General features: G+C 43.0%; 1 protein-coding gene. It reads left to right on the top strand.

Annotation, left to right across the window (positions count from 1 at the left end):
* Positions 1-249, top strand: a 249-nt coding sequence (locus tag AX677_RS07610; RefSeq protein ID WP_156445999.1) for a hypothetical protein, incomplete at both ends; no start/stop codon positions are given.

Below are 249 nucleotides of genomic sequence, written 5' to 3'. Positions count from 1 at the left end.
AGCCACAAAAAGGTACTCCAACCTTTACTGAAGGTAATCCATTAGTGCCACTCGATGAAACTAAGCCAATGACCTTTGAAGATGGCTCAAGTACCAAGAAAGTACCGAATGTTGGAACTTATGTCATTGAGTCAGATGGTTCTATTACCTTCACTCCAGACAAGCAATATGTAGGCACCCCAGATCCAGTTACCGTTAAGCGTGTAGATAAGAATGGTACAGAAGTAACCGCGACTTACACACCAACTG

The organism is Streptococcus sp. CCH8-C6, from assembly GCF_001557225.1.
Classification (GTDB): domain Bacteria; phylum Bacillota; class Bacilli; order Lactobacillales; family Streptococcaceae; genus Streptococcus; species Streptococcus sanguinis_C.
Note: the sequence above shows the minus strand (reverse complement) of the source record. Positions and strands in the feature narration are given on the sequence as shown.